Source organism: Oleiphilus sp. HI0123 (assembly GCF_001635315.1).
Genome location: NZ_LWGE01001482.1, coordinates 1 through 4,955, shown reverse-complemented (window position 1 = coordinate 4,955; position 4,955 = coordinate 1). Strand labels below are relative to the sequence as shown.

The following is a 4,955-nucleotide window of genomic DNA, read 5'->3' as shown; positions in this document are numbered from 1 at the left end:
CCTTTGATAGTGTGGGTAGAGTATCCTCAGAATCAAAAGCAGGACCCGATAAACTACCATTGACGGTTAGCTATACCTATAGCGGAAATACCTCGAATATAGCTTACAGTGATTACAGTAAGTCAACGACGGTGGGCATTCACGGCAAGCCTTCTTCAGTAACTGAAAACGGCCAGATTGTTGAATACGAATATACAGCGGCTGGCAATTTAGAACTTACGCGAACGAACAACCTTGAAACAACCGTTGAATACGATGATCGAGGCTTTAAAAAGAGCCAAGAAGACCCTTCAATGGGGGAATGGCAGTACAAACATAATGCCTTTGGCGAGTTAGTCTATCAAAAAGATGCGAAGCAGCAAGAAGTAAAAATGTACTACGACTTGCTTGGCAGAATGACTCGCAAAGTTGCGCCTGAAGGCACTTCTCGTTGGGATTATTTTGCTAGTGGAAATGGAATCGGACAGCTAGAACAAGAAACTGGTACTGAGGCGACTAAGATTTGGACTTATGATGAGTTAGGTCGCGTTGAGACAGAAACCTTAAATGTGAATACGCAAACATTTACGACACAGTTCGTACACGACGATTATAGCCGCTTGATCGAAACCAAGTACCCGAATGATGTCTCCATGTTTAATCGCTATGACAATATTGGCAAGTTGCAAAACGTGTCAATGAAGGCTCGTGATATTAAAAATATTGATTTTGAATACTTGCTGGCCGAAAAAGATACTTTAATGGTAGAGCTTGAACGGCTTCAATCATTGCAGCAAGCGGCACTTAATAAGGCTCAGTATCATAGCAATAAAGCGCTGGAGTATCATAAACAGTATCGAGAGTTCCTAGATAAGTTTAATGAGGTAAGCCAGTCTATTAGCGTATTAAATGATATTGCTGTTGAACATCAGAACCGCGCAGAACAATACATAGCCTTATATAGTGAGCTAATTGAAAAGGCTAATAGTATCAAAACTCAATTTGGTAGTGGTCATCGTTACAAGATGATTGACCAAGATTCTGAAAATTACTACTACGCAAGAACATACTGCGCTAGCTATCATGGTTGGGGGCCAACAAAATATTGTGCTAGATATAATACAGATCAAGTAACTGTTGCCATAAGTGATTTAACTATTACCCTGGCCAACGGTGACGAACAAATAATTCCTGCACCAGAAATAATTGACCCAGTCACATTCTTCGAAGGTTTAGCTCAGAGATATCTGGCGCAATCACTGGTTCAGCAGCAAGTTGTCGGCACGGTAATAGGTAGTGAAACAGATTCGAGTATTATTGAGAAGACTGTTTCGGAGCTTGATCAAGGAACGCTTGATTTAGTTTACGAATTTATTGACAGAGACGCACAAATACAACTCTATGAGTTAAAAAAGGTATTACAAGACTACATTTACGCTGATAATAATTACGATGAATGCGAATTTAATATTGATGACTTTAGTGAGTATTATTTCAAAAACCAAGAATATAACCGAGCAATAGCTAACTGTGAATCAGCTTATCAAGTGTATAGAGAGAATCTAGCGCCTTTGTTAAATGACCAGGAACTGTTTAGAGCTACAATATCAGCTTATCAAACAGGTGCAGGAGCAAGTGAGTTTGAAATAAGTACGGTACAATTGCTGTTGGACTATATCAAAGACGTGTCTTTTTACGAAATAACTTCTCTTTTGAGAAGGTCTATGTACCCAAACCCAGTAAATGAAGATGGCAGTTTTAATCGAGAAGGGGTTAACTCTATTGACTGTTCAAAGTTTCCGGGCCATCAAATGCTTGATGCTGAGCTGCCTATATATTCCGAGCGAGTAGCCTCGCTTAAAACTCAATTACTTGCGCGTGAATCTTTCTTCACGAATGCTGAAGTCCTGGAGAAAATAAAACAGTTGAGCATTGCTAGGGTTGAAATTGAGCTTCTCTCTCATATAGATGAACTCCTGTCCTCGTCAAATTATTGTTATGTTTGGGGGTGGGGTGCTATTGATCTTGAAGGAGATAGAGCTCCTTGGGAAAGTTATTTTGAAGACGATCTCCCCGCAGCACTTAACTTGTTTCAAGCCTTACAAACAGAACTTAACTCATACTCTGTTGAAGAGCCCATTAATGAAACGTATGTAGGTTTTGAGGAAAGAATGCGAGACGAAGAGCGTTTAATTCCAATAATGGTAGGCGATATTGTCACGTTTGTTCCTGCAACTGTAGAAGTTCCTTATATTCATCAATGGGAAATGGAAGTTGGTGAGGCTCAAGATTTTTATGAGGAAAAATACAAGTATTACTTTGGTCAAATGGAAGCGGCTGTTTCTAGCTCAGCTTCAGAGATTTCAGAACTAGATAATGGTATAGATAGTGACTTAGCGACTATAGAAGCTCGACTTGGTGCCGTTGACGAAGCTTTATATGTTATTGATGAAGACGGAGCCGCAGCACTTGCCCAAAGCCAGCAAGACTTGAACAGCACTCATGGTAAGTTAACACTTTGGCATGCAGCCAAGCGAACACCAAAAGGCTACCTCCAGACAGAGATATTCGGAAATGGCTTATACACGCATCGAGATTTAGATCCTGAAACCGGCTTGGTAGAGCAGATTAATACCGCCATTGTGAATGGAAGTTCACTGAGGCAGCTCACCTATAGCTATGATGACCGTGGAAGAATCATCGATAAAACCGATACCAATGACCTCGGTAATACAACAACAGAAACTTTTCTGTATACAGATGATCAAGGGCGACTAAGCGATTGGACGTTTGATCAATCGATATATAATCAACCGCAGTATAGTCTCACATATTCTTACGAGCATGATGAACGGGGGAATATAACTCGTAAAACGAATGCTGGAATCATGACTTATGATCCTTTAACAAATCAACTTGACTCAAGAAGCTTTGAAGGAAGTAATTTCAGTTATGCCTATGACGCAAACGGAAATATGCTAACAGGCGATGGCCGAAGTTATGTTTGGGCATCGTTTAATAAAGCACAATCCGTTACAGCAAATGGCCAAACAGTCTCCTTCAAATACGATGCGTCTCAAAAACGAGTGGTAAAAACAACTTCAGGTGAAACGCGATACTATGTTCAACCCGGTTACGAATACGTTAAAAAAGGTTCAGAAGTAATACATCGCTATACTGTTTGGGCTGATGGCGATGCAGTCGCGGTGATAGAAAAAACGGATACTGTTTTGGAGGATGAGATAGCACAAGCCAAAACAGCAGATAAAGTTTCCTATATTCATAGGGACATATTGGGAAGTGGGGAGCTAATCACTGACTCTCGTATGCAGGTTGTTTCTAGACGCTATTATTCACCTTATGGTTCGTTGATTGATGATTTAATTCAAGATCAGAAAGATCAAATCAATCACTTAGACCAGGAAACAGCAGTTGTTGCAGAGAGTAGTGACGTAGGGGCAGACGTATGGGGTGCTTTCGAACAAGAAGGTGAGGGCGATGATTTAATCTCTCGGTACATTGCTGCTGAAACAATGACTGAGCTTTCAGGCGTGCGAGGTTTTACATCTCATGAGTCGATTGACGAAATTGGCCTAATAAACATGAATGCGCGCCTCTATGATCCAGTGATTGGTCGTTTTACATCAGCAGACTCAATGATCCCTGATATTGAAACACCACTAGATTATAACCGCTACTCCTATGTAAGAGGTAATCCCGTCGTTAGTCGAGACCCTACTGGACACTACGGTCATATCATTGCTGCTATCTTACTATATGCTGCGTCACATTACGGTGATAACCCTACATGGCAGATGGCCTCTAGTATTATTCTCTCCGCAACAATGATGAATCCAGATGTTGGGGTTTTAGGTGGCTCTAAAATGACGGTTGGTGTTGCGATGACCCGCTCGGCAGTTACTAACTTAACTATGTCCTTTTTGCAATCAGGCAAAATTGGGCGAAAGTCGCTTGAAAATGCAGCAATAGCCGCTGCTTCTGCTGGCGTCACAAATGGCATTGCAGAGGGTGGTTGGATAAATAACCCAGACGGCTACTGGCATATTGGTGGTAGCTGGGCCTTGATAACGGCTACGCACATGGTCAGTCAAGGTGTCATAGCAGACCTACGCGGGGATAAGTTTATTCATGGGGCGGTTTCTGCGCTGGCCTCTAAAATTGGTAGCTACGCCACTCGTGGTTTTGGTGATCCTTTAAGTATAGAGAGAACAGTAGTCGTTGCCACGTTTGGAGGTTTAGCTTCTCGCGCGACTGGCGGTGACTTTGCTCAAGGCGCTATTCAAGCGGCGATGGTTCATTTGTTTAATGAGTTAACGTCAGAACAAAACGGCTGCCCCGGTTGCGTCGAAGTTACATTTAAGAATGGAAATAAAGGCTGGGTTCCTCAGAGTGTGATGAATTCTGGCGTCATTATGGCTGATCAAGCTGACGCAACGTCATTGGAATCATATACCACTACAACGCAAAAAGAATATGCGACAGCATTTTCTGTTGTTGGAACTTTAACGATCCCTTATTACCTAGTCTCAGGAGCTTCAGCAATGGGTGCTCTTTGGCTGGACTCAGAAAGTGTTACTAATTTAATAGGGGTACTTTTGTTGCCCGCAGCTCCTATAGCCAAATTCCTGGATGATGCATTTTTCTATGGTGGTAAAGGGTTCCAGGGAACAGTAGATACGGCCGGTTATGCTAATGATGCGATAGACTTTACTAACACGTTATCTATACCGGAAAAGACTAATTAATGATGGAGGCGAAACCTATGAGTAATAATCTATCGGGGGAATCTCGGGTCAAGTTTTTGGTTATATGCGCTATTTATGGACCGGCAATTATCACTTTGAAATTTGGTGTAGGGTTCAGTGTCCTGTATCTCTTATTCATCTTCCTTTTGGTCAAGACTAATAAATTATTTATTGAAAGGTGTAAATATAGTGCATTTAAGTATTTCATCG

At 41.6% G+C, this 4,955-nt stretch carries 1 protein-coding gene; it reads left to right on the top strand.

The features are described 5' to 3' along the window. Nucleotides 1–59 precede the first annotated feature (59 nt). The gene (locus A3761_RS19555) at nt 60–4,745 is read left to right on the top strand and encodes an RHS repeat domain-containing protein (protein ID WP_231881262.1); all 4,686 of its coding nucleotides are present in this window, start codon (nt 60–62) and stop codon (nt 4,743–4,745) included. Nucleotides 4,746–4,955: the final 210 nt, after the last annotated feature.